Annotated in this window: 18 protein-coding genes, 1 tRNA gene and 1 pseudogene; 13 read left to right on the top strand and 7 right to left on the bottom strand. The window is 69.5% G+C overall.

The features are described 5' to 3' along the window. Positions 1-143 precede the first annotated feature (143 nt). Positions 144-2891, bottom strand: a complete 2748-nt coding sequence (aceE, locus tag ACH4S8_RS10935; protein WP_398392407.1) for a pyruvate dehydrogenase (acetyl-transferring), homodimeric type — start codon at positions 2889-2891, stop codon at positions 144-146. Positions 2892-3355: 464 nt separating this feature from the next. Here aceE and ACH4S8_RS10930 point away from each other — a divergent pair, with 464 nt between their 5' ends. The 6 genes from ACH4S8_RS10930 to ACH4S8_RS10905 all read left to right on the top strand — a co-directional run bounded on the left by ACH4S8_RS10930 (position 3356) and on the right by ACH4S8_RS10905 (position 7957). Continuing rightward, positions 3356-3784: a DUF3052 domain-containing protein gene (locus ACH4S8_RS10930; protein WP_361677817.1), complete on the top strand. Its 429-nt coding sequence runs from the start codon at positions 3356-3358 to the stop codon at positions 3782-3784. A gap of 228 nt (positions 3785-4012) precedes the next feature. Next, positions 4013-4471 carry a peroxiredoxin gene (locus ACH4S8_RS10925; RefSeq protein WP_398392406.1) on the top strand — a complete coding sequence of 153 codons (459 nt, stop codon included), beginning with the start codon at positions 4013-4015 and terminating at the stop codon, positions 4469-4471. A 114-nt stretch (positions 4472-4585) separates the two neighbouring features. Continuing rightward, positions 4586-5161 carry a TerD family protein gene (locus ACH4S8_RS10920; protein ID WP_398392405.1) on the top strand — a complete coding sequence of 192 codons (576 nt, stop codon included), beginning with the start codon at positions 4586-4588 and terminating at the stop codon, positions 5159-5161. A gap of 101 nt (positions 5162-5262) precedes the next feature. Beyond that, positions 5263-5838 carry a TerD family protein gene (locus tag ACH4S8_RS10915; RefSeq protein WP_398392404.1) on the top strand — a complete coding sequence of 192 codons (576 nt, stop codon included), beginning with the start codon at positions 5263-5265 and terminating at the stop codon, positions 5836-5838. A gap of 136 nt (positions 5839-5974) precedes the next feature. After that, positions 5975-7123 (top strand): DUF475 domain-containing protein, encoded by a 1149-nt coding sequence (locus tag ACH4S8_RS10910; RefSeq protein WP_398392403.1) that lies wholly within the window; start codon positions 5975-5977, stop codon positions 7121-7123. Between the two features lie 96 nt (positions 7124-7219). After that, positions 7220-7957: a Tellurium resistance gene (locus tag ACH4S8_RS10905; RefSeq protein WP_398392402.1), complete on the top strand. Its 738-nt coding sequence runs from the start codon at positions 7220-7222 to the stop codon at positions 7955-7957. 97 nt (positions 7958-8054) lie between these two features. On the opposite strand, the gene ACH4S8_RS10900 is transcribed toward ACH4S8_RS10905, so the two are convergent. Continuing rightward, positions 8055-8966 (bottom strand): TerD family protein, encoded by a 912-nt coding sequence (locus tag ACH4S8_RS10900; RefSeq protein ID WP_398392401.1) that lies wholly within the window; start codon positions 8964-8966, stop codon positions 8055-8057. Between the two features lie 180 nt (positions 8967-9146). Here ACH4S8_RS10900 and ACH4S8_RS10895 point away from each other — a divergent pair, with 180 nt between their 5' ends. From ACH4S8_RS10895 to ACH4S8_RS10885, 3 genes are read left to right on the top strand one after another with little or no spacing between them, the layout of a single operon-like run. Further along, a complete protein-coding gene (locus ACH4S8_RS10895) occupies positions 9147-10316 on the top strand; it encodes an HpcH/HpaI aldolase/citrate lyase family protein (protein WP_398392400.1) in 1170 nt (389 codons plus the stop codon). Positions 10317-10360: 44 nt separating this feature from the next. Further along, positions 10361-12883: a phosphoribosyltransferase gene (locus ACH4S8_RS10890; protein ID WP_398392399.1), complete on the top strand. Its 2523-nt coding sequence runs from the start codon at positions 10361-10363 to the stop codon at positions 12881-12883. Beyond that, positions 12883-13752: an HAD family hydrolase gene (locus tag ACH4S8_RS10885; RefSeq protein ID WP_398392398.1), complete on the top strand. Its 870-nt coding sequence runs from the start codon at positions 12883-12885 to the stop codon at positions 13750-13752. The genes ACH4S8_RS10890 and ACH4S8_RS10885 overlap by 1 nt, the downstream gene beginning before the upstream one ends. Positions 13753-14079: 327 nt before the next feature. Here the strand turns inward: ACH4S8_RS10885 and ACH4S8_RS10880 are convergent, their stop codons facing one another. After that, positions 14080-14307 (bottom strand): zinc ribbon domain-containing protein, encoded by a 228-nt coding sequence (locus ACH4S8_RS10880; RefSeq protein WP_261702487.1) that lies wholly within the window; start codon positions 14305-14307, stop codon positions 14080-14082. A 322-nt stretch (positions 14308-14629) separates the two neighbouring features. Between ACH4S8_RS10880 and ACH4S8_RS10875 the strand changes: the two genes are divergently transcribed. The 3 genes from ACH4S8_RS10875 to ACH4S8_RS10865 all read left to right on the top strand — a co-directional run bounded on the left by ACH4S8_RS10875 (position 14630) and on the right by ACH4S8_RS10865 (position 19408). After that, on the top strand, positions 14630-16711 hold the full coding sequence (locus tag ACH4S8_RS10875; RefSeq protein ID WP_398392397.1) for a transglycosylase domain-containing protein: 2082 nt from the start codon (positions 14630-14632) through the stop codon (positions 16709-16711). A gap of 93 nt (positions 16712-16804) precedes the next feature. Then, on the top strand, positions 16805-18103 hold the full coding sequence (locus ACH4S8_RS10870) for a hypothetical protein (protein WP_398392396.1): 1299 nt from the start codon (positions 16805-16807) through the stop codon (positions 18101-18103). A gap of 171 nt (positions 18104-18274) precedes the next feature. Continuing rightward, on the top strand, positions 18275-19408 hold the full coding sequence (locus ACH4S8_RS10865) for an amidase domain-containing protein (RefSeq protein WP_398392395.1): 1134 nt from the start codon (positions 18275-18277) through the stop codon (positions 19406-19408). A gap of 76 nt (positions 19409-19484) precedes the next feature. On the opposite strand, the gene ACH4S8_RS10860 is transcribed toward ACH4S8_RS10865, so the two are convergent. Together ACH4S8_RS10860 and ACH4S8_RS10855 are read right to left on the bottom strand one after the other, a co-directional pair. Next, the gene (locus ACH4S8_RS10860; RefSeq protein WP_398392394.1) at positions 19485-21059 is read right to left on the bottom strand and encodes a hypothetical protein; all 1575 of its coding nucleotides are present in this window, start codon (positions 21057-21059) and stop codon (positions 19485-19487) included. A 54-nt stretch (positions 21060-21113) separates the two neighbouring features. Then, complete coding sequence (locus ACH4S8_RS10855) at positions 21114-21461, bottom strand: hypothetical protein (protein ID WP_398392393.1); 348 nt, start codon at positions 21459-21461, stop codon at positions 21114-21116. Between the two features lie 218 nt (positions 21462-21679). On the opposite strand from ACH4S8_RS10855, the gene ACH4S8_RS10850 reads away from it, so the two are divergent. Further along, a tRNA-Val gene (locus ACH4S8_RS10850) sits at positions 21680-21754 on the top strand. Between the two features lie 66 nt (positions 21755-21820). On the opposite strand, the pseudogene ACH4S8_RS10845 reads toward ACH4S8_RS10850, so the two are convergent. Further along, positions 21821-22409: pseudogene (locus ACH4S8_RS10845) on the bottom strand (site-specific integrase); the annotation flags it as partial. Positions 22410-22843: 434 nt separating this feature from the next. Then, positions 22844-24055: a hypothetical protein gene (locus ACH4S8_RS10840; protein ID WP_398392392.1), complete on the bottom strand. Its 1212-nt coding sequence runs from the start codon at positions 24053-24055 to the stop codon at positions 22844-22846. Positions 24056-24116 lie beyond the last annotated feature (61 nt).

Raw genomic sequence — 24116 nt, 5'->3', positions numbered from 1 at the left:
CCGGTGTGGCGGGGGGGGGGGGGGTCGCCCCCCCCCCCCGCCGGCCGGGCCTTTTTTCTCTCATGCCCCCACATTCAAACAACCCCGGGGGGGGGGGGGGGGCGCCCCCCCGCCCCCCCACCCCTCGTCGGTCCTGCCCGCCGCTACGCGTCGCCGCCCGCCGCGCCCGGGTCGGCCGCCCGCACGTCGAGCAGCTGGTAGCGGTCGACCGCCTGCTTCAGCACCGACCGGTCCACCTTGCCCTCACGGGCCAGCTCGGTCAGCACGGCCACCACGATCGACTGCGCGTCGATGTGGAAGAAGCGCCGGGCCGCGCCGCGCGTGTCCGCGAAGCCGAAACCGTCCGCGCCGAGGGACTGGTAGGTGCCGGGCACCCACCGGGAGATCTGGTCGGGAACCGATCGCATCCAGTCGGAGACGGCCACGAACGGCCCCTGGGCGGAGGACAGCTTCCGCGTCACGTACGGGACGCGCTGCTCCTCCTCGGGGTGCAGCAGGTTGCGCCGCTCCACCTCGACGGCCTCGCGCCGCAGTTCGTTCCAGGAGGTCGCCGACCAGACGTCGGCCCGGACGTCCCACTCCTCGGCGAGGATCCGTTGTGCCTCCAGGGCCCAGGTGACGCCGATGCCGGACGCCATGATCTGCGCGGGGATGGTGCCCGAGGTGCCCTCGCTGAAGCGGTGGAGGCCCTTCAGGATGCCCTCGGCGTCCACGTTCTCCGGCTCGGCGGGGTGCTGCAGCGGCTCGTTGTAGACGGTGAGGTAGTAGAAGACGTCCTCGCCGTGCGGGTGTTCCTCGGACGAGCCGTACATGCGGCGCAGACCGTCCTGGACGATGTGCGCGATCTCGAAGCCGAACGCCGGGTCGTAGGCGACACAGCCCGGGTTCGTCGAGGCGAGCAGCTGGGAGTGGCCGTCCGCGTGCTGGAGACCCTCACCGGTCAGCGTCGTCCGCCCGGCGGTCGCGCCCAGGACGAAGCCGCGCGCCAACTGGTCGGCCATCTGCCAGAACTGGTCACCCGTACGCTGGAAACCGAACATCGAGTAGAAGACGTAGACCGGGATCAGCGGCTCGCCGTGGGTGGCGTACGCCGAACCCGCGGCGATCAGCGAGGCCGTGCAGCCCGCCTCCGAGATGCCGTCGTGCAGCATCTGGCCGGTCGGCGACTCCTTGTACGCGAGCAGCAGTTCGCGGTCCACCGACTCGTACTGCTGGCCGAGCGGGTTGTAGATCTTCGCGCTCGGGAAGAAGGAGTCCATTCCGAACGTGCGGTACTCGTCGGGCGCGATCAGCACGAACCGCTTGCCGATCTCCTTGTCCCGCATGAGGTCCTTGAGCAGCCGTACGAACGCCATGGTCGTGGCGATGGACTGCTGGCCCGAACCCTTCTTCACGCTCGCGTACGTCTTGTCCTCGGGCAGGACCAGGGGCTTGGACCGCACGACACGCGTCGGCACGTATCCGCCGAGGCCCTTGCGGCGGTCGTGCATGTACTGGATCTCCTCCGAGTCCCGGCCCGGGTGGTAGTACGGCGGCGCGCCGTCCTCCAGCTCCTTGTCGGAGATCGGCAGGTGCAGCCGGTCGCGGAACCCCTTGAGGTCGGCGACCGTCAGCTTCTTCATCTGGTGCGTGGCGTTGCGGCCCTCGAAGTTCGGACCGAGCGTCCAGCCCTTGACCGTCTGCGCCAGGATCACCGTCGGCTGGCCCGCGTGCGCCTTGGCCGCCGAGAACGCGGCGAAGATCTTCTTGTGGTCGTGACCGCCGCGCCCCAGGTGCAGGATCTGGTCGTCGGTCATGTTCTCGACCATCGCGCGCAGCCGGTGGTCGTCCCCGAAGAAGTGGTCGCGGATGTACGCGCCGGTCTCCGTGGCGTACGTCTGGAACTGGCCGTCCGGCGTCGTGTTCAGCCGGTTGACGAGCACCCCGTCGCGGTCCTGCGCGAGCAGCGGGTCCCAGGTGCGGTCCCAGACCAGCTTGATCACGTTCCAGCCGGCGCCCCGGAACTGCGACTCCAGCTCCTGGATGATCTTGCCGTTGCCGCGCACCGGGCCGTCGAGGCGCTGGAGGTTGCAGTTCACGACGAAGGTCAGGTTGTCCAGGCCCTCGCGCGCGGCGATCGACAGCTGGCCGAGCGACTCCGGCTCGTCCATCTCGCCGTCGCCGAGGAACGCCCAGACGTGGGACTTGGAGGTGTCCGCGATACCGCGCGCCTCCATGTAGCGGTTCATCCGCGCCTGGAAGATCGCGCCGAGCGGGCCGAGGCCCATCGACACGGTCGGGAACTCCCAGAAGTCGGGCATCAGCCGCGGGTGCGGGTACGAGGACAGTCCGTGGGGTGCCTTCGACTTCTCCTGGCGGAACGCGTCGAGCTGCTGCTCGGAGAGCCGGTCCAGGAGGAACGCGCGGGCGTAGATGCCCGGCGAGGCGTGCCCCTGGAAGAAGATCTGGTCGCCGCCGTCGCCCTCGTCCTTGCCGCGGAAGAAGTGGTTGAAGCCGACGTCGTAGAGCGAGGCCGAGGAGGCGAAGGTCGCGATGTGGCCGCCCACGCCGATACCCGGGCGCTGTGCCCGGGAGACCATCACGGCGGCGTTCCAGCGGGTCGCGTTGAGGACCTTGCGCTCGATCTCCTCGTTGCCCGGGAAGAACGGCTCGTCCTTGGTGGCGATCGTGTTGACGTAGTCCGTGCTGCGCATCTCGGGCACGGCCACGCGCTTCTCACGGGCTCGCTCGATCAGCCGCAGCATCAGATAGCGGGCCCGTTCGCGGCCGCGCTCGTCGACGGCGGCGTCGAGGGAGTCGAGCCACTCCTGAGTCTCCTCAGGGTCGAAGTCCGGGACCTGGCTGGGAAGGCCGCCAATGATGATCGGGTTGCGATCGGATCCGGAAGCCACGCTGTTCCTTCGCTGTCAGAGGGCTGTCTTCGGTGGGTTTCCCCGCGTCTGCACCGATCCCCATCGTGTACCCCGTGAACGCGTACGTCATCTCTACCAGGGGGTAACCGAGACGCTCGTGCGGACCGTCGGGACGGCCCCGACCAAAACGTAACGATACGCTCAGTGCGTGACGCGTTCCGCAAAGTCGTTCGGCTTTCGCACGCCTCAAGGGTTCCGAAGGGAATAAATGGGGCAGAAGTGTGTGGTGCCCGTCACGCGGCGTCACGATGGCCCGTCGGGAGTTGCGTCGACACTGCCAGGATCGTCACCGTTTCGGCGGTCTCGACGGCCGGGTACTTGCGCGATCCGCTCCGCCCGTGTGGACTACGGCCAACGCTTCGCGTACGCGCGTGGCTGAGATCCCCCGGCTCTGGACGAGCAGAGGGAGACCCCCATTCCGAAACATGATCAGGAGGCAAGCCGTGAGCGCGACCGCGGACCACGCGGAGGAGCGGACCAACCCGGCCGCCAGGCTGGGGTTCGAGCCCGGACAGGTGGTCCAGGAGATCGGCTTCGACGACGACGTTGACCACGAGCTCCGTGAAGGCATCGAATCGCTGATCGGCCAGGAACTGGCCGACGAGGACTACGACGACGTCGCCGACGTGGTGCTGTTGTGGTTCCGGGACGAGGACGGCGATCTCACGGACGCACTGGTGGACGTCATCAGTTTCCTCGAGGACGGCGGCAACATCTGGCTGCTGACCCCGAAGACCGGCAGGGACGGTTACGTCGAGCCCAGCGACATCAGCGATGCCGCACAGACAGCCGGCCTCTCCCAGACGAAGAGCATCTCCGTCGGCAAGGAATGGTCGGGCACCCGCCTGGCCACCCCCAAGTCGAAGCGCTGAGCTGCAGCCCCGTCTGCAAGCAGAGCATCCGTGAGGCCCCCGCCGAGCCACCTCGGCGGGGGCCTCACGCATGTCCCGGGGCGGCCCGGGCCCGTCCCGGCGCGCCCGGGCGGGGAGTCCGGCGCGCGCACCCGGGGGACCCCGCGGGGGTCGCGCCGCCGCCGCGGGGCGATCACTGCGTACGCTGGTCGTCACCCGAACGGACCCTTGGAAGGGAAGCGAGTGACTATGGCCATCGAGGTCGGCACCAAGGCACCGGACTTCGAGCTGAAGGACAACCACGGCGCGACCGTGAGGCTGTCCGACTTCCGTGGTGAGAAGAACGTGGTGCTGCTCTTCTACCCCTTCGCTTTCACCGGCGTGTGCACCGGCGAGCTGTGCTCCCTGCGTGACAACCTGCCGCAGTTCACGGACCGCGACACCCAGCTCCTCGCGGTCTCCAACGACTCCATCCACACCCTGCGCGTGTTCGCCGAGCAGGAGGGCCTGGAGTACCCGCTTCTCTCCGACTTCTGGCCGCACGGCAACACTTCGCGCGCCTACGGCGTCTTCGACGAGGACAAGGGCTGCGCCGTGCGCGGCACGTTCATCATCGACAAGGAGGGCGTCGTCCGCTGGACCGTCGTCAACGCGCTGCCGGACGCGCGTGACCTGAACGAGTACGTCAAGGCGCTCGACACCCTGTGATTCTTCGGTTCCAAGCCCTGCAAGGCACGGGAACCCGTCACTAGGATCGAACCGTTGATCCGATACCAACGCACCTACGGGGCTCCCCGCCCCTGAACACCATTGGGAGGACTCGTGGGAGTCAGCCTCAGCAAGGGCGGCAACGTATCGCTGTCGAAGGAGGCCCCGGGACTGACCGCGGTCATCGTCGGTCTGGGATGGGACGCCAGGACCACCACCGGCGTGGACTTCGACCTCGACGCCAGCGCCCTTCTCACGAACGCGGACGGCAAGGTCGGCTCCGACCAGAACTTCGTGTTCTTCAACAACCTGAAGAGCCCGGACGGCTCGGTGGAGCACACCGGCGACAACATCACCGGTGAGGGCGAGGGCGACGACGAGCAGATCAAGGTCAACCTCGCCGCCGTCCCCGCCGACGTCGCGAAGATCGTGTTCCCGGTCTCCATCTACGACGCGGAGACCCGCCAGCAGTCCTTCGGTCAGGTCCGCAACGCCTACATCCGCGTGGTGAACCAGGCCGGCGAGGCGGAGATCGCGCGTTACGACCTCTCCGAGGACGCCTCGACGGAGACCGCGATGGTCTTCGGCGAGCTCTACCGCAACGGCGCCGAGTGGAAGTTCCGCGCCATCGGCCAGGGTTACGCCTCGGGCCTGCGCGGCATCGCGCAGGACTTCGGCGTCAACGTCTGAGCCGCAGCCCTCGGGCATCCCGGTCCGGTGCCGCACCGCCTCGGTGCGGCACCGGACCGGCCGTACCAAGTGAAGATCGAACCTCGGGGAGGACCAGCATCATGGGCGTCACGCTCGCCAAGGGGGGCAATGTCTCCCTCTCGAAGGCCGCACCCAACCTCACACACGTGATGATCGGGCTCGGCTGGGACGCGCGCTCCACCACCGGAGCCGACTTCGACCTCGACGCCAGCGCCCTGCTGTGCAGCGGCGGCCGGGTGCTCGGGGACGAGTGGTTCATCTTCTACAACCAGCTCAAGAGCCCGGACGGCTCGGTGGAGCACACCGGCGACAACCTCACGGGTGAGGGCGAAGGTGACGACGAGTCGATCCTGATCGACCTCGCCAAGGTCCCCGCCGTCGTCGACAAGATCGTCTTTCCGGTCTCCATCCATGACGCGGACAACCGCGGCCAGACCTTCGGCCAGGTCGGCAACGCCTACATCCGGGTCGTCAACCAGGCCGACGGCCAGGAACTCGCCCGCTACGACCTCTCCGAGGACGCCTCCACCGAAACGGCGATGATCTTCGGCGAGGTCTACCGCTACAACGCGGAATGGAAATTCCGCGCGGTCGGCCAGGGATACGCGTCGGGACTGCGGGGCATCGCACTCGACTTCGGGGTCAATGTTTCCTAGACCCACCTGTATCAGCCGAAGGCGGCCCCTTAGACTTCGTGGTCAACAGTAGGTAAAGCCGAGTACGGCGCGGGGGTTGCACACCTCCCGGGCCATCGCTTGGGGGTGCCCCCACCACACGATGATTGGGTAGCCAGTGCTTCTGAAAACCTTCGGCTGGTCGTTCGCGATCACCGCGCTCGGCCTGGCGGCGGCGGCCGCCTACGGCGGGTGGACCGCCTTCGGGATCGTGGCGATCCTGGCCGTCCTGGAGATCTCGCTGTCGTTCGACAACGCGGTGGTCAACGCCGGAATCCTGAAGAAGATGAATGCCTTCTGGCAGAAGATCTTCCTCACGGTCGGCGTGCTGATCGCCGTCTTCGGCATGCGCCTGGTCTTCCCCGTCGTGATCGTCGCCATCAGCGCCAAGATCGGCCCGATCGACGCGGTCGATCTCGCGCTGAACGACAAGGACAAGTACCAGCAGCTGGTCACCGACGCGCATCCGTCGATCGCGGCCTTCGGCGGCATGTTCCTGCTCATGATCTTCCTCGACTTCATCTTCGAGGACCGGGACATCCAGTGGCTGCGCTGGATCGAGCGGCCGCTGGCCAAGCTCGGCAAGGTCGACATGCTGTCGGTCTGTGTCGCCCTGATCGTCCTGCTGATCACCTCGATGACCTTCGCGGTCCACGCCCACCAGCACGGCGGCGGCCACGTCGACAAGGCCCAGACGGTGCTGGTCTCCGGCATCGCCGGTCTGATCACGTACATGATCGTCGGCGGACTCTCCGGCTACTTCGAGGACAGGCTCGAGGAAGAGGAGGAGCGCGAGCACGAGGCCGAGGAGGAGGCCGAGCGCGCCGGCAGGAAGAAGCCTGCCGTCGTCCTCGCCGGCCAGGCCGCGTTCTTCATGTTCCTCTACCTGGAAGTCCTGGACGCCTCCTTCTCCTTCGACGGGGTCATCGGCGCCTTCGCCATCACCAACGACATCGTCCTGATGGCGCTCGGCCTCGGCATCGGCGCCATGTACGTCCGGTCGCTCACCGTCTACCTGGTCCGCCAGGGCACCCTCGACGACTACGTGTACCTCGAGCACGGCGCCCACTACGCCATCGGCGCCCTGGCCGTGATCCTCATGGTCACCATCCAGTACGAGATCAACGAGGTCATCACCGGACTCGTCGGCGTCGTCCTGATCGCCTGGTCCTTCTGGTCCTCCGTGCGCCGCAACAAGGCGCTCGCCGAGGCCGAGGGAAAAGGCCCGACCTCGGACGAGAAGGCTGAGGTCTCGTCCGGGGTGTGACACCCGCCCACCCGAGGAACGCTCTGAACGGGGCGGCCGCCGAGGACGAGTCCTCGGCGGCCGCCCCGCCGCATACCGACAGACGTGGGGGGCCGAATGGGCATCTGGCAGGACCTGTGGCGCGGCCGCTCGGCGGACTTCGACTCCGGCAGCGCGGCCACCAACTCCATCGAAATGACCAAGCGCAACCACACGGTCTCGCTCACCAAACAGGGCGCGGCCAGCGGCAACCTCCGCATCAACCTGTCCTGGCGGATGCGCACCTCCGACATCGGCGGGCCGGAACGCGGCAGCCTGCTGCGCCACCCACTGCGCACCTTCAAGCCGGAAGTGGTCCAGGCGCACACCCAGAGCATGGTCAACGTCGACCTCGACCTCGGCGTCATGTACGAGCTGACGGACGGCACCAAGGGCGTCGTCCAGCCGCTCGGCAGCTTCTTCGGCGAACTCAACGCCCCGCCGTACGTGAAGCTCAGCGGCGACGACCGCTTCGGCTCCGGCTCGGGCGAGACGGCCTTCGTCAACCTCGACCACCGCGACGACATCAAACGCCTGCTGGTCTTCGTGTACATCTACGACCAGACCCCGGCCTTCGACCGTACGCACGCCATCATCACGCTCTATCCGAGCAACGGCCCGCGCATCGAGATCGGCCTGGAGGAACGCCATCCGCAGGCCCGTTCCTGCGCCGTCGTCATGATCGAGTGCAACAAGGGCGAGGTGACCGTGCGCCGCGAGGTCAGGTTCGTGTACGGCTTCCAGGCCGAACTCGACCGGCTCTACGGCTGGGGCCTCCAGTGGGGCCGCGGCTACAAGTCGAAGGCCGACCGTTAGCGGCCGGCCGGGCCCGGCCCGCCGCCGGCGCCCGTGCCCAGGGGGTCCACCGGATTCCCCGGGCCCGGGTCCACCGGGCCCACCGCGATCGCCGTACTCAGCGGCCGAGGAACTGCGGCCCCTGCGGCGGCAGCCGGAAGTCGGGGTCCGGACCCGAGCCCACCGCCTGCGGGAAGCCGTACGCGGGCTGCGTGGCCGGCGCGCTCTGCGGCTGCGGGTAGCCGTAGGAGGAAGGATCCGCCTGCGGGCCTGCCGGCTGCGGGTAGCCGTACGCCGGGCCGGTCGCGGCCGCCGCGGCGGGCCCGGGATAGCCGTAGGCGGGCTGCTGCGGGACGGGGGCCGTCTGCTGGGTGACCGGGGCGGACTGCTCCGGCGGCAGCGGCAGCGAGGTCTCGGGAGCCGTGGCGGGCGAGGCCCACGCGGTCGGCTCCGGAGCCGACCCGGCCGCCGGCACCGCGGCGGCCTCGGACTCGTCCACCGAGATCCCGAAGTCGGTCGCCAGCCCCACCAGACCGTTGGAGTAGCCCTCGCCGAGCGCCCGGAACTTCCATCCGTCACCGCGCCGGTACAGCTCGCCGCAGATCAGCGCGGTCTCCGCGCCGGTCTCCGGGTTGATGTCGAAGTACGCCAGAGGTTCCCCGTCCGCGACGGCCGCGTCGTACAGCAGAATGCGCAGATCGCGTACGTGGTCGAAGGTGACGTCGTCGGCCGATGCGACCAGGAGAATCTGTCCGACGCCGGGCTCGACACCCGTCAGATCCGTCTGGATCGTGTCGGTGAGGCCCTCGGCACCGCGCTTCTTGCCGAGCCGCCACACCTTGCCCGACGGATGGCGGGGTTGGTTGTAGAAGACGAAGTCCTCGTCGGATCGCACACGACCGTCGGGGCCGAGGAGCAGCGCGGAGGCATCGACATCGGGGACACCCTGACCGGGGGACCAGCGCAGGACAGCGCGAACCGCCGTGGCGTCCAGCGGGACGTTCGACCCTTTCAGCATCGCGTGCGTCATGCGGTCATCCTGCCCTGTCGGTCCTGGTCACGACAATGTGGGGTCGTTCCCGAACCTGCCGGTGATGGACATGGCGGAGTTACCTGTTCTTCACGCCCGGTGGGCATCGATGTCATGGAACCGTACGTACTATTACCGGCCACATCACATTCGGCCACCTAGCCGCCGCGGGGGAGTCCCATGCGTCATTTCGGTCACGTCACCCCGGAGGAGCGGCAGCGCCTCTTCCACCGGGAGCCCGGCGTCTTCACCTCCGACTCTCCGGCCAGAGTGCTCGCCGCCGCCCTCGGCGCGACGCTGTACAGCCCGGCGACCCGGCCGACCCTGGCCGACGACATCGTCAAGCAGGCCACGCGGGGTGTGGTCTCGATGGTGCTGTGCCTGGAGGACTCGATCGACGACTCCGAGGTCGTGGGCGCCGAGGAGAACCTGGTCCGCCAGTTCGCCGACCTCGCGGCCCGCCCGGACACCGGCGAGCTGCCCCTGCTGTTCGTACGGGTCCGCTTCCCCGAGCAGATCCCCGACCTCGTACGCCGCCTCGGCCCCGCCGTCCGGCTGCTGTCCGGCTTCGTGATGCCGAAATTCACCGAGGAACGCGGCACCCCCTTCCTGGAGGCCCTCACCGAGGCCGAGGCGGAGAGCGGCAGGCGGCTCTTCGCCATGCCCGTCCTGGAGTCTCCCGAGCTGCTCTACCGCGAGTCGCGGGTGGAGACCCTGGAGGGCATCTCCCGCGCCGTCGACAAGTACCGCGACCGCGTCCTCGCGCTGCGCCTCGGCGTGACGGACTTCTGCTCCTCCTACGGGCTGCGCCGCGCCCCCGACATGACCGCGTACGACGTCCAGGTGGTCGCCTCCGTGATCGCCGACGTGGTGAACATGATGGGACGGGCCGACGGCAGCGGCTTCACCGTCACCGGGCCCGTGTGGGAGTACTTCCGCGTGCCGGAACGCATGTTCAAGCCGCAGCTGCGCCGCAGCCCCTTCCTGGAGGGACAGGCGGACGAACTGCGCGAGCGGCTGCTCGAGCACGCCATGGACGGACTGCTGCGCGAGATCGCCCTCGACCAGGCCAACGGCCTCATGGGCAAGACCTGCATCCACCCCTCGCACGTGCCGCCCGTCCACGCGCTGTCCGTGGTCAGCCACGAGGAATTCAGCGACGCCCAGGACATCCTCAGGCCGGAGCGCGGCGGCGGGGGTGTACTGAGATCGGCGTACACGAACAAAATGAACGAGGTGAAGCCGCATCGCGCCTGGGCCGAGCGCACCCTGCTGCGCGCCGAGGTCTTCGGGGTCGCCCGCGAGGACATCGGCTTCGTCGACCTGCTCCTCGCCGGACTCCCGGCGTGAGCCGGCCCGGCCGAGCGAAGCGCACCCCCGACAGCAAGGAACAGATGAACACCCCAGCGCACGACCCGAACCACCCCGGCGGCGGCAGCGGCCCGGACGGAGCGAACAGCCCGGACCGCGACGACGCCCCGCACGACACGGTGTGGACCGGGACCTGGGTCGCCGAGCGGCTCGGCGTCGAACTCGTCGGCGACGAGGAGCTGAGCGGCCTGCTGGGGCTCGCGCTGCGGCGCAACCCCAAGCGCGCCCACCTGCTCGTCTCGAACGTCCTCGGCAAGCACGTGCCGCAGTCCCCGGCCGTCGTCCACGGGTACGGTGTCGAGCTCGGCCGGCGGGTGCGTGAGCTGCTGGGCACCGAAGAGGCCCGCGCGGCCGTCGTCCTCGGGTACGCCGAGACGGCCACCGGCCTCGGCCACTCCGTCGCGGACGGGATCGGCGTCGCGCCGTACCTCCACTCCACCCGGCGACCGGTCCCCGGGGTCCGGCAGGCGGGCGGCTTCGAGGAGTCCCACTCGCACGCCACCTCGCACCTCCTCCTGCCCGAGGACCCGGGCCTGCTCGCGGGCTCCGGCCCGCTGGTCCTCGTCGACGACGAGTTCTCCACCGGCAACACCGTCCTCAACACGATCCGCGACCTGCACCGGCGCTACCCGCGCGAGCGGTACGTCGTCGTGGCGCTCGTCGACATGCGGTCACCGGCCGACCACGCCCGCTTCGAGAAGTTCGCCGGGGACATCGGCGCCCGCGTGGACCTGATCGCGGCCGCCTCGGGCACCGTGCGCCTGCCCGAGGACGTGCTGGCGAAGGGAACGGCGCTGGTCGCCCGGCACGAACCGGCGACGCCCGCCGCCCCCGCCCCCCGGAGCGCCGCACCGGCCGTCCGCGTCGACCTCGGCTGGCCGCACGGCCTCCCCGACGGCGGACGCCACGGGTTCACCCCCGGACACCGAATACGCCTGGAGGCGGCCCTGCCCGCCATGGCGGCACGGCTCGCCGACGCCCTGCCCGGCGACGCGGCCCGCGTACTGGTCCTCGGCTTCGAGGAACTGATGTACGCGCCGCTGCGCCTGGCCCACGAACTGGAGCGGACCCTCCCCGCCGAGGTGCGCTTCTCCACCACGACCCGCTCCCCGGTGCTCGCCCTCGACGACCCCGGCTACGCCATCCGCAGCCGCATCGCCTTCCCGGCCCACGACAACCCCGACGACGGCCCCGGCGAGCGCTACGCCTACAACGTCGCCGGCGCCGGCTTCGACGCCGTCGTGGCCGTCGTCGACTCCACCGCCGACACGCCCGAACTTCACGCACCCGACGGTCTGTTGGCACAGTTGGCGGCGCACACCCCGCACGTCCTGCTCGCCGTCGTGCCCAGTCACGTCCCCGCACGGCCGTCCACCGAAAGGCCCTTCATGCTGCCCGAGCCCCTCCGCGGCCCCGCCTTCTCCTCGTACGCCCCCGACGAGGTCGGCTGGCTGCTGCAGGACCTGTCGGACGTGACGCTGGAGGCGCCGACCGAGGAGCGCGAGGAGGCGATACAGAGCGGCGGCGCCCACTACGCCGAGTCGCTGCCGGTCGAGTACCAGCCGAGCGCCGAGTACCAGGAGCTCTTCCACGCGGCCCTCGACGCCTCCGCCGCCCGGATCGCCGAAGCCGTCGGCGCCGTCACCGAACTCGTGCTCGCCGACCGCTCCCCGCGTCCCGTCCTGGTGTCCCTGGCCCGCGCGGGCACCCCCGTCGGCGTCCTGATGCGCCGCTGGGCCCGGCACCAGCACGGCCTCGACCTTCCGCACTACGCCGTCTCCATCGTCCGCGGCCGCGGCATCGACGCCAACGCGCTGCGCTGGCTCGCCGCCCACCACGACCCGGCCGACGTCGTCTTCGTCGACGGCTGGACCGGCAAGGGCGCCATCACCCGCGAACTCGCCGACGCCATAAAGGAGTTCGAGGAGGCCGAGGGCATCACCGGGTTCGACCCGGAGATAGCGGTGCTCGCCGACCCGGGCTCCTGCGTGCGCACGTACGGCACCCGCGAGGACTACCTCATCCCCTCCGCCTGCCTCAACTCCACCGTCTCCGGGCTGATCTCGCGCACCGTCCTGCGCTCCGACCTGGTCGGCGAACACGACTTCCACGGCGCGAAGTTCTACCGCGAGCTGGCCGGCTCCGACGTCTCCGTGGAGTTCCTGGACGCCGTCGCCGCCCACTTCCCCGACGTCGCCGAAGCGGCCCGCGACCGGGCGAAGGAACTCCTCGCCGCCGACCGCGAACCCACCTGGGAGGGCTGGGCCGCGGTCGAGCGGATCAGCGAGGAGTACGGCATCCACGACGTCAACCTCGTCAAGCCGGGCGTCGGCGAGACCACCCGGGTGCTGCTGCGCCGGGTCCCCTGGAAGATCCTCGCGCGCGCCGGAGCGGGCGCCGACCTCGACCACGTCAGGCTCCTCGCCGCACAGCGCGGGGTGCCCGTCGAGGAGGTCGGTGAACTCCCGTACACCTGCGTGGGGTTGATCCACCCGAAGTACACGCGCGGCGCGACCGGTGCCGACGGCAAGGCGGTGACCGTCTGATGTCCGTGCCCAAGGCGCTCGTCGCCAGCGACCTCGACCGCACGCTCATCTACTCCGCCGCCGCCCTCGCGCTCACCATGCCGGACGCCCGCGCGCCCCGGCTGCTCTGCGTCGAGGTGCACGAGAACAAACCGCTCTCCTACATGACGGAGACGGCCGCCGCGCTGCTCACCGAACTCGGCGACATCGCGCACTTCGTGCCCGCCACGACCCGTACCCGCAAGCAGTACCAGCGCATCAACCTGCCCGGCCCGGCCCCCGAGTACGCGATCTGCGCCAACGGCGGACACCTGCTCGTCGACGGCGTCTCCGACCCCGACTGGCACACGGCCGTGAAGGAGCGGCTCGCCTCCGAGTGCGCGCCGCTCGAGGAGGTGCGCGAGCACCTGGAGAGGACCGCGGACCCGGCCTGGGTGCGCAAGCACCGGCTCGCCGAGGACCTGTTCGCCTATCTGGTGGTGGAGCGGGAACTGCTCCCCGAGGAGTGGGTCAAGGACCTGGCCGTGTGGGCGGAGAACCGCGGCTACACGGTCTCGCTGCAGGGCCGCAAGATCTACGCCGTGCCGAAGCCGCTGACCAAGAGCGCGGCCGTGCGCGAGGTCGCCCGCCGCACCGGAGCCCCCCTCACCCTGGCCGCCGGGGACTCGCTGCTCGACGCCGACCTGCTGCTCGCCGCCGACCGCGGCTGGCGTCCGGGCCACGGCGAACTCGCCGAGGCCGACTGGACGGCACCGGCGATCACCGCGCTCCCGGAGCGGGGTGTCGTGGCGGGCGAGCGGATCCTGCGCGAGTTCGTGAGCGCCAGTGTCAGCGTCGGTGGCGGGGCCGGCGCAGGTGTCGGCTTCGGCACCGGTCCGGGGACGGTCTGAGGGACTTCAGGGACCGGGGCCGGGACCGGGAGCGCGTCCGGGGCCCGGCCCCGCTCCCGGCACACCAGGCCCCGGGGCCGGGACCGGCCTGATCGGTATACCGAACCCCGTTCGGCTCCGAGTGGCCGGAATGTCGAACTCCGTCTTGTTTCCGCGGAGTCGGGACTCCGCGGAAATCCCGCCTGTGCGTGCCCGGTTCGGGGTGTGCCGGGGGAAGTGCGCAACTTGGTCCCGGCGCAGGCCTGTTGGGGTGATCGGGGCCGTTTCGCCCCGACACGCCGGAGTCGAACCGGACGAGGCTGAAGAGTTGGTGAGAAATCCCCGCGCTCAGCCGCAGCAGCCGCCGCCGCAGCACCCGCCTCCGCCGCCGTTCGAACGCGGCGCGGGCGCCGGCGCGGACGCCGAACCACCCCTCGCGACGGCGACCGTCGACAGCAGTTTGACGGTGTCGTCGTGTCCGGCGGGGCAGGCCGCGGGGGCGGCCGATTCGGCCATGGGGCGGCTCAGTTCGAAGGTGTCGCCGCAGGTCCGGCAGCGGTACTCATAGCGAGGCATGCCCACAGGTTAGCCGGAACCGGCCGTCGTTCAGAGGGTTGCGGGGCCCTCGTCGCGTGTGGCGGGACGGGGGCCACGGGGCGGGGGTGACGGCTGGTCGCGGAGCGGCGTAAAGGGGAGCCGGTTGACCCCTGAGCTTTTTTTGTCTCGTTGCTGATCGAAGGGATTGCGCTGGTCGCTGATAATTTAATAGGGCCGCGACGAGCCGCAAGGTCGGGGAGGGGGGCTCGCAGCCGCGAAAGCGGCCGCTGCAACTACCCGCGCGCGCAATTCCGAAGTGCGGAGGGAGACGCAGTCGTGACCAGGACATGGCATCGTAGCGATGCCTCGAATCCCCTGTTCTCGGGCCGTTCGGGCGCAGGAGTGTGCCGTGGCTAACACAACCGGACCGCAGCGCAGTCGCGGCAGCCGCCGCAAACCCACGCAGCCCTCCGCTCTGTCCCGACTGGCCGGGCGCCTCGCGCCGTTCACCCGTCGCCTCAAACCCGCCTACCCGCGTCCCGGGCGGACCGGCCTGCGGCGCTGGGTGCCCTCCTGGCGGCAGTGGCTCGGCGCCGTCGCGCTGTCCATGGGCCTGAGCGGCTCGCTGCTCGTCATCGCCTACGCCGCGACGGACATACCCCAGAACCTCAACACGTATGCCACACAGCAGGACAACGTCTACTTCTGGTCCGACGGCACCCCGATGGCCCGTACCGGCTGGGTGCGACGCCAGGCCATGCCGCTCAAGGACATACCCGAGGACGTACGTTCGGCGGTCCTCGCGGCGGAGAACGAGAGCTTCTACAGCGACCCCGGAATCTCCGCCAAGGGCCTGGCCCGTGCCATCGTGAAGACGGTCGGCCAGGGGGACACCCAGGGCGGCTCCACCATCACCCAGCAGTACGTCAAGAACGTCTACCTGACCCAGAACCGCTCGGTGACCCGCAAGTTCACCGAGGCCATGATCGCCCTCAAGCTCGACAACAGGATGAGCAAGGACAAGATCCTCGAGGGCTATCTCAACACCAGCTGGTTCGGGCGCGGCACCTACGGCCTCCAGCGGGCCTCGCAGGCCTACTACGGCAAGGACGTGAGCCACCTCAACGCCAGCGAGGGCGCCTTCCTCGCCTCGCTCCTCAAAGGCGCGGGCCTCTACGACCCCACCCTGAGCAAGGCCAACCACAAGCGCGCCGTGGAACGCTGGTCCTGGATCCTCGACCGCATGGTCAAGACGGGCAAGCTCTCGGCGTCCGAGCGGGCCAAGTACACGAAGTTCCCCGAGCCGATCAAGCAGACCGGGAGCTACGACACCGGTAAGCAGAGCGACTACCTGGTCGAGTTGGCGACCCAGTACGCCAAGAAGGCCGGGCACATCTCCGACCGGGACTTCGACCTCGGCGGCTACCAGATCTACACGACCTTCGACCGCAAGCGCGAGACCCAGCTCACCGACGCCGTGACCAAGGCCCGCAAGGCGGCGAAGAAGAGCGACCCGGGCAACGCGAAGGCCGCCCACTACGGTGCCGCCTCGATCGCCGACGACGGCCGGATCCTCGCCGTCTACGGCGGCCCCGACCATCGCGAGCAGGGCTACAACGAGTCCAACGCGACCACCGTCCCGGCCGGTTCGGCCTTCCTGCCCTTCGTCTACGCGGCCGCCCTGGAGAACGGCGTCCACAAGACCCGCGAGGGCGCGGCCACACCGGTCACCCCCGAGACCCTGTACGACGGCAACGACGGCGTCCCGGTCAGCACGCCCGAAGGGCCGTACTGGGACCGCGGCGGCAAGAAGGTCGCCGCCCACAACGAGGGCAACAAGAACTACGGCCAGATCACGCTGCGTTCGGCTCTCGCCTCCAACGTGAACACCCCGTTCATGCAGCTCGGCATGGACGCCGGCCTGGACAAGGTGCGCGCGACCGCCGAGGCGTCGGGCCTGCTCTCCTCCAGCATCGGACCGCAGGTGCCGGGCATGTCGCTCGGCACCGCCACGCCCAGCGCGATCCGCATGGCCAGCTCCTACGCCACGTTCGCCGCCGACGGAACGCACTACGAGCCGTACTCGGTCCGCCGCATCACCCGCAACGGCTCCGGCGTCCGGCTGGACATGCCCGCACCCCATCGCGCGATGCGCGCCGAGGTGGCCCGCCAGGTCACCGAGGCGCTCGCGGACTCCTTCCGCGTCGGCCACCCGGGCGCGGCCACCCTCACGGCGAAGGTGGCCGCCAAGCGCGGCGCCACGCTGGACGACAAGGCCGCCTGGTACGTGGGCTCGAACGACTCCGTGTCGACGGCGGTGGTCCTGTACCGCATCGACCTGACCAAGAGCCTCGAACCACTGCCGCTCAAGGGGATCGCCGGCGCACCCGTCGCCGACGTGCCCTACGGCATCTGGTCCGGTGCCATGAGCCCGCTCCGCTGATCCTGCCGGCCGACCGCACGGCTCGGCCCCCGCCGACGGCCACCCGGTGGCCGTGCCACGCTCCGTCCGTCCCCCTCGCAGAATGTGCCCCGTATGAATTCGAAGCACAGCCGGCGCCGGCGCCGAGAGTCCGATCCCGTGTCCGCCGCCGCCTCCGCACGCCAGGGTTTCGCGGCCATGACGGCGTTCCTCGTCGTCACGTCCACGGCCGCCACCTACCTGGCCCTGAACACCGACCACACGGCCCCGGCCGCGTCCGCCCGCGCGCACGGGCCCGGCACCGCCAAGGTGAAGAAGGAGCCGGTGTGGGACGGCAAGACCCATGTGCTGGGCGACGGCTCCACGTCCTACACCGGCCCGCAGAAGGGCGAGTTGAAGGCCGTACCGCTCAAGCCCGGTGAGAAGCCGCCCCAGTTCGTCGTCTTCTCCTGGGACGGCGCCCTCCAGGGCGACGACCAGCTCTTCTCGCACTACCGGGAGCTGGCCCAGCAGTACAACGCCCACATGACGTTCTTCCTGACCGGCATCTATCTGCTGCCCAAGGACAAGAAGGACCTCTACGAACCCCCGATGCACTCGCCGGGCTCGGCGGCCATCAGCTACGCCACCGACGAGCACATCCGCACCACGCTGGAGGAACTCGGCAAGGCGTGGAAGCAGGGCAACGAGATCGGCACCCACTTCAACGGCCACTTCTGCGGCAAGAAGGGCGGCGGGGACTGGAGCGTCACGGAGTGGGAGAGCGAGATCGACCAGTTCTTCTCCTTCGTCGAGAAGTGGAAGACCAACACCGGCTACAGCGACATGGCCGCGCTCCCCTTCGACCCGGCCCGCGCCATCAGCGGCGGGCGCGCACCCTGCCTCGAAGGACAGAAGAACCTGCTCCTGGCCATGAAGGCCACCGCCAAGAAGTACAACTGGCGCTACGACGCCAGCTCCGCGGGCGACTTCCAGATATGGCCCAAGAAGAAGGAGGGCGTGTGGGACTTCCCGCTCCAGATGCTCCCCTACGAGAACGGCAAGTACCAGGGCCTGTCCATGGACTTCAACTTCCTCTACAACCAGTCCGACGGTGAGACCGAGGGAGACCCGGCGCAGTACCCGCAGTGGGAGCAGCAGACCGTCAACTCCTACATGGCCGGCTTCAACCGCGTGTACTACGGCAGCCGGGCACCGCTGTTCGTCGGCAACCACTTCGAGGACTGGAACGGCGGCATCTACATGAAGGCCATCGACCAGGTCATCAAGAACGTGTGCACCAAGAAGGGCGTTCGCTGTGTGTCCTTCCAAGAGCTGTCCGACTGGCTCGACGTGCAGAAGCCCGAGACCCTGGAACGCTTGCGCGGCCTCGACCCCGCCCAGTCACCGGACTGGTCGACCGTGGTGAAGTAGGGCCCGCCGTCGGGCCGGTGACCCTGCGGCCGGGATCGGAGATCAACGTACCTGCGACATATGGGACTTGGTTGCACCTGACGCGAACTCTCCCCGGAGTCACCACAGTTGAGTGGGACATGTAAAGATTCCCTTCCCTGGAGTCCGACCGGGGATCAAGGAGAATCATCAGTGACACCGAAGAACTTAAGCCGCAGCTGTTCCGTCGTGGGGGCGATCACCCTCTCCGCCGTCCTGCTCCCCCTGTCCGCCGCCCACGCGGCGGCCCCCGCCCCCCGGGTGACCGCGTCGACGGCCGACGCCTTCGGCCGCGTGGCCGACGCCGTGTTCACCGACCGCACCACCGCCCTGCTGGACCGGGCCCCGGCGGCCCGTACGGCCCTCGGGGCGACCACCGCGGGCATACGGGTGTCCGGCACCCTCGCCCGCACCGAGAACACCGCCCTCACCTCGCTGCACGGCACCCGGTCCCGCCTCGCGGCCCTCGGTGAGGCCTACAGCGCCGCCGACACGAAGGTCACCGTGAACCGGACCCGGGTGACGGGCCGCTTCGCCACCGCCTGGGTCACCGAGACCACCACCCTCACGTACCGGAGGATCCGCGGGGACGAGCCCGCCACCACGGGCTTTCGCGCCCACCACGTCCTGACCTTCGCCGCCGGGCCGCACGGCAGCTGGATCGTGACGGGCGAGCGCTCGACGGACAAGGGTCCCCGGCAGGTCAACGAACCCGTCCCGACGACGCTCCGCCGGACCCCGACGGCCGCTGTCGACGCCCCCCGGGCAGCGACCACCTACCCCGCGCCCGCCAGCCCCAAGACGCTCACCGGCGGCCCGTACGACTACGCGGCCATGGCCACGTACGCCGAGACGTACTGGAAGAACTACAACCCCGCCTACCGCAGCTTCAACTCCGTCGGCGGCGACTGCACCAACTACCTCAGCCAGTCCCTGAAGGCGGGCGGCTGGGCGACGGTCGCGAGCTCCGACGAGGACTACGGCACCTGGAACTACACCCCGTCCACCCAGACCGACACCTGGGTCGGCGTCAACGAGTGGTCCTGGTTCACCCAGACCGCCAAGCGCTCCACGCCCCTGGCGAACGTCTACCAGATGGACGTCGGTGACGTGATGCAGATGGACTTCGACAAGGACGGGTCCAAGGACCACTCCATGATCACGTCGTACCGGAGCGCGAGCGGGGTGCCGTACGTGACCTACCACGACACCGACACCTACCGCCGGTCGGTCTCGAGCCTCCTCGCGGCGTACCCGAACGCGGCGTACTACGCGTACCGCACCTGACCGAACCCGGGCGGGTCGGCCCCGGGAGGGACTCCGAGGACGCCCTGCGCGACCTCGGGACGCTTCCCGGGGCTCCTCAGGCGCTGCCGCGCTCCTCGCGGATCTGGGCGACCACACGGGCCACCGTCTGCCGCACGGCCTCCGTCTCGGTCAGGAAATGCCAGTAGTCGGGGTGCCGGCCCTCCAGCGTGGCCACGGCCCGCTCCAGCCGGGCGACGGAGTCGTCGAGCGGGCGGGCCTGCCGGGGGTCGGGCGTCGCACGGCCCGCCATGGCCAGCCGCTGCGCGTCCCGGATGGCGAACCGGGTGCGGTCGATCTCCTGCTGGGGGTCCTTCTGCACGGCGTTCAGCCGCCGCAGCCGGTCACCCGCCGCGGACACGGCCTCGTCGGTGCTGTTCAGCAGCGCGCGCACCGTCGCCAGCAGCGACGTCGCGTCCGGCCAGCGCTGTGCCTCGCGCGCGGCCCGCGCCTCCCGCAGCTTGGCCTCGGCCTGCCGTACGTTCTCCGCGGCCTGGTCCGGCACGTGCTGGAGGTCCTGCCAGCACGCCGCCGAGAACCGCCGCCGCAGCTCGCTCAGCACCGGCTCCACCTGCCCCGAGCGGGTCGTCAGCGACTGCGCCCGGGTCCGCAGCGAGACGAGCCGGTGGTCGATCTCGGCGGCCCGCTCCGGCAGCCGTTCCGCCTCCGAGCGGACCGCCGCGGCCTCCCGCGAGACCCGCTCGGCCCGCTCCAGCGTCTCGGGCACGCCATGCTGCCCGGCGCCCTGGTTGAGTTTGGTCAGCTCGGGGCCGAGCGCGGCGAGCCGGGCGGCGAGATCGTCGGCCTTCAGCCCGGACTGCCGTACGGAGTCGAGGGCGTTGGAGGCGGCGAGCAGGGCCTGCCGGGCGCGCTCGACGGCCGGGGCCAGCCGGGCGAGCTGCGTCTCGGCCTTGCCGAGCAACGGACCGAGGCTCTGCTCGAACCGGTCCAGATCGGCCTTCACCCGGACCAGTTCGTCCTTCGCGGCGACGAGTTCGGTGCGGGCCCGCGCCGCGACCGACGCCTCCAGCTCGTCCCGGTCGAGATCGTGGGCGTCGACGGCGGTGATGTACTTCTGGCTGGCCTCGTCGATCCGCCGCCCCAGCGCCGCGAAGTCGGAGACCACGCGCCGGGCGGCCGGGGAGTCGTCCACGGCCGTGATGGTCTCGATCGAGATCCGCAGGTCGCGCTGGGCGGTGTCGAGTTCGTAGAACGCCGCCGCGGCGGCGTCCTTGGCGGCCTGCGCCTCGGCCCGCTGACTCTCGGACCGCCCGCCGAACCAGCGCCGGGTGCCGCCTCCCGCGAAGGCCGCGGGCAGCGCGAGGGCGGCGAGCAGGGGCAGGGCGACGAGCGTGAGCACGTCACGGGCGACGGAGGGGCGGGGTGCGCGCACGGGCTGGGTCGAGGGCGCGGGCCGGGCAGAGGGTGTGGGCCGGGCTGACCGCATCGGCCGCTTCGACGGCATCGACGGCATCGACGGCATCGATGACGTCGGTGACATCGACGACGCCTGCCGTGGGGGCGGAAGAGCCCGCCGGAGGCCGCCGAGCGGGTGTGCAGGCCGCGCGGGTCCCGCGAACGGCGAATACGGCCGCGAAGGTGTCGCCGTCACATCCCTCTCCCGTGCTGTCATCCGCCTTGCCCGGCTGTCATTCTCCCACCGGTTGAAGACGAACACACGGGCCGGTCAGTTCGCTGTTCGTACCGTGATCTTTCCGTATCCGGTGCGCGCGGAGACGGGGTGGGAGCCGGAACCGTCGCGGGACACGTCCACCCGGACCGAGCCGTCGCCGCCTGCGGCCGTCATCCGGTGACCGGCCCGGGGCGGCACGACCGGGACGGGGCCGTCACCGCCGCGGGAGTCCACCAGGTCCGGCACCGTGCCGAGTTCGAGCTGTACCGAGCCGTCGCCGGTACGAGTCCGTACGCTGCAGGCGTCCACGCCGACGGCCCGGACGGAGCCGTCGCCGCTGCGCGGGTCCAGCGCCTCCGAGGAGCCGCCGCCCACACGGAGCCGTCCGCCGTACCAACGCAACGCTCAGCGCCTCCGCCGAAGCCCTCCGCACTCACCCGCGGCCCGCCCGGTGCCACCGCCTGCCCGAGCCACCACTGCTCCCCCCCCCGCCACCGACGATCCTGCCCCCCAGCCCTCCCGGCCCCTCCGTCCCACGCCCCGGCCGACCAGGCCACCCACTCGCCCGATACGGGTTTGCGGGGAATCCCCCTGGGCGATGTAGGCTGTCGATTCGTCCTGGGCGCGTAGCTCAGTGGTAGAGCGCCGCCCTTACAAGGCGGATGTCGGCGGTTCGAAACCGTCCGCGCCCACCAGTCTCAGGACGCGGAAAAGGCCCCCAGTCGATCATGGCCGGGGGCCTTTGACATCCGGATCTGGCATCAGTGCCGTCGCTGCTCGCGCCGCAGGCGCCGCGTGAGCAGCTGGTCCGTGTGACTGATCGGCCTCCCGCTGCGTGTCCTGGACGACGTGCGCGTAGACGTTCGTCGTCACGGCGATCTGGCTGTGCCCCAGGATCTCCATCACGACGCGGGGCGCCACGCCGACCGCGGTGAGCAGGGTCGCGCAGCCGTGCCGGGCGTCGTGGAGGCGGATGACCCGAAGCTTCGCGTTCCCGGCGACCCGGGTGAAGGAGCGGTACATGTTGCGCGGCTCGATCGTCCGCCTCGTACGCGTGGTGAAGACATAGTCGCTGTCCTCCCAGCGGTCATCCGCACGCTCGCGCATCGCGGCCTGGCGCATCCGCCGGTACCGCAGGGGTGCCCCGCACATGGCCGGCAACGGCAGCACCTGCCTACGACGGCGACCTTTGGGATCGTCCTCGTACGCCTCCCCTCCGACCCGCTGCCGCTGCTTCCGGACCCTGAGCTCGCGCTTGTCGAGGTCGACGTCCTGCCAGCGGAGCCCGATGACCTCCCCGCGACGGAGACCGAGCGCGATGGAGAGCACGAACGCCGGGTAGAGCGGATCTGAGCTGCCCTTCTTGATCCCTCGCCGCCACAAGGCCGTCTCCAGGGCTCCGGCCGTGCAGCAAGTAGCCCGGCCCCGTCCGGGAACGCGGAATGCGGCCGGGGCGAGTGCGCGGCCTGCTGACGCTGGGCGTTCTCCTGCCTCAGCTGCGCCGTGTGGAGCGCCAGTTGCCGGCGTTGGCAAGCTGCTTCACTTCTGGCTCTCGTCGGTTTCTCGATTTTTCTGGAAAAACTCCACGAGGACAACTCCCGCAGAGGCCGCGAGAACGAAGACGATGTCGCGCTGCTGATAGAGAAAAAGCACGGTAAGCGTCTCTCCTTCTTCGGATGCGTATCCGCAGTCGCACCGCCCACAGGGGGATATTGGTATTGAAATGCTTTCATGAGGTGGAAAAGGATCTCTGAAGCGTCGTCCTGTCAGTCGATCATGGGTTGTCACGGGGGAGGCCAAAACAGAATGAGGAGGCCCGCTCCGTACCAGCCGGCGAATGCTGCGCCGCTTCCGTACACCAGCCATCGCACCGGGCGCCGAAGCCTGGAGACCGCCACGGCGGGCAGCATCAACAGAATCGGCATGAAGGGCAGCATGAATCGCGGTTTTGAGAAGTGTGCTCCTGGAGTGGACACCATCATCGTCCAAGCGATTCCCGCGATCAGCGCCAAGGGCCAGGGCACCCTCCTGTCGAGGCTCAGAGCGATGACGCCGATGGCCGTCGCTGCGATCACGATGATGACGACCGAGAGGCGAACGTCCGCGGAATGGAATCCTCCGGTTTGGTAGAGGAAAAGTAGTGTTCCTCTGCCGAAATCAAAGGACTGGTTCCATGCCTTCTCCGCTTCGAACCAGCCCGTGGCCGAGCCGATCCTGCTGCCGAGATAGAGCCATGTTCCGAGGAGTCCCAGAGGGGCCATCGCGATCGCGGCGACCGGTCGAAGCCCGTCGCTCCGCCTGATCAGGGCAAGGGCGGCCGCGAGGACGACTACGGCGATCAGGCATGATGCGGTGGGACGCGCTGTTCCCGCGACAGCAGCCATCAATCCTGTGCCGAACCAGCGTCGTGCGAGCAACGCGACCAGTCCCCAGACCACGAGTGCTGTGAAAACAGCCTCGGAGTAGGGAATCCAAAGGATGGACGCGTACGGAGAACAGGCCCAGAGCGCTACGCACGCATAGGCCGCGCGGAGACCGACAAGGGATCGTGTCAGCGTGTGAATTCCACCTGCAGCCACAGCTCCACCCACCCAGGAGACGAAAATTCCAGCGTAGGTGACGGGAATTCCGGTGACCAGGTGCACCAGGCGTACGGCTCCGGGAACCAAAGGAAAAAACGCTACTCGACTGTATTGGGGAATTCCGTTGGCCCGATAGGCGAGATGGTCTGGGTAGCCGCGGGCGGCGATTGTCAGGTAGTTTTCTGCATCCCATGCCTGAAGCACGTGTGAGAGAGGGTGTCCCAGATGCCAATTGATTAGAGACAGGACAGAAAAGCCCAGGAAGGAAAGCGATAGGTAAATGCCTACCGCAATGAACGTCTCCCTCCATGTGAAGCAGATATTTCCCGCGCCGTGATGGCGTGTCCCTGGTCGCGCCGAATGGGCTTTCGGGAAATCGACGATACTTCTCAATCGTGTGGCAGGCTGGGTCACCAGATCTCCAGAGGGCTGCTGGACGATTCTTGGGATTCGGGGAAATTCGGAAGAGATCTGC

This window comes from Streptomyces sp. NPDC021080 (genome assembly GCF_044333225.1).
Classification (GTDB): Bacteria; Actinomycetota; Actinomycetes; order Streptomycetales; family Streptomycetaceae; genus Streptomyces.
Note: the sequence above shows the minus strand (reverse complement) of the source record. Positions and strands in the feature narration are given on the sequence as shown.

Coding starts and splice junctions, on each gene's coding strand:
- ACH4S8_RS10925 (WP_398392406.1), top strand. CDS start 4,013: ATGGCCATCGAGGTCGGCACCAAGGCACCGGACTTCGAGCTGAAGGAC.
- ACH4S8_RS10915 (WP_398392404.1), top strand. CDS start 5,263: ATGGGCGTCACGCTCGCCAAGGGGGGCAATGTCTCCCTCTCGAAGGCC.
- ACH4S8_RS10905 (WP_398392402.1), top strand. CDS start 7,220: ATGGGCATCTGGCAGGACCTGTGGCGCGGCCGCTCGGCGGACTTCGAC.
- ACH4S8_RS10900 (WP_398392401.1), bottom strand. CDS start 8,966: ATGACGCACGCGATGCTGAAAGGGTCGAACGTCCCGCTGGACGCCACG.
- ACH4S8_RS10895 (WP_398392400.1), top strand. CDS start 9,147: ATGCGTCATTTCGGTCACGTCACCCCGGAGGAGCGGCAGCGCCTCTTC.
- ACH4S8_RS10890 (WP_398392399.1), top strand. CDS start 10,361: ATGAACACCCCAGCGCACGACCCGAACCACCCCGGCGGCGGCAGCGGC.
- ACH4S8_RS10885 (WP_398392398.1), top strand. CDS start 12,883: ATGTCCGTGCCCAAGGCGCTCGTCGCCAGCGACCTCGACCGCACGCTC.
- ACH4S8_RS10880 (WP_261702487.1), bottom strand. CDS start 14,307: ATGCCTCGCTATGAGTACCGCTGCCGGACCTGCGGCGACACCTTCGAA.
- ACH4S8_RS10875 (WP_398392397.1), top strand. CDS start 14,630: ATGCCTCGAATCCCCTGTTCTCGGGCCGTTCGGGCGCAGGAGTGTGCC.
- ACH4S8_RS10870 (WP_398392396.1), top strand. CDS start 16,805: ATGAATTCGAAGCACAGCCGGCGCCGGCGCCGAGAGTCCGATCCCGTG.
- ACH4S8_RS10860 (WP_398392394.1), bottom strand. CDS start 21,059: ATGACAGCACGGGAGAGGGATGTGACGGCGACACCTTCGCGGCCGTAT.